The organism is Priestia sp. SIMBA_032 (assembly GCF_046535215.1).
In the GTDB taxonomy this organism is placed as follows: domain Bacteria; phylum Bacillota; class Bacilli; order Bacillales; family Bacillaceae_H; genus Priestia; species Priestia aryabhattai.
On sequence record NZ_JAWRXD010000576.1, the window covers coordinates 1 to 275 of the forward strand.

Annotated in this window: 1 protein-coding gene; it reads right to left on the minus strand. The window is 32.4% G+C overall.

Annotated features, from left to right (window positions below):
• Positions 1-37: 37 nt before the first annotated feature.
• On the minus strand, positions 38-275 hold a 238-nt coding region (locus SB717_RS35585), incomplete at its 5' end, for a hypothetical protein (RefSeq protein ID WP_486360794.1).

The following is a 275-nucleotide window of genomic DNA, read 5'->3' on the forward strand; positions in this document are numbered from 1 at the left end:
TTACCGCCCCGATAGTGAAGTTGATGAGTATTAAATATTACAATCTTGAACGAAATACTTCATTTGAAGGAATCACAACATTTACATCAAGATTTTCAATTTCTCTTTCACTGTCATTATCTTTAAATACATATCGATGTATGGGAAGTATGACAATAAAAAGAATAAAAGCATAAATAAAGCAGGTATTTCTCCAACCGAAATGGTTTAACAAAAAATTCAAAGAAAGCCACGTAACAGATGGAGCTAAACTGGAAATGAGCGTGATCCATACG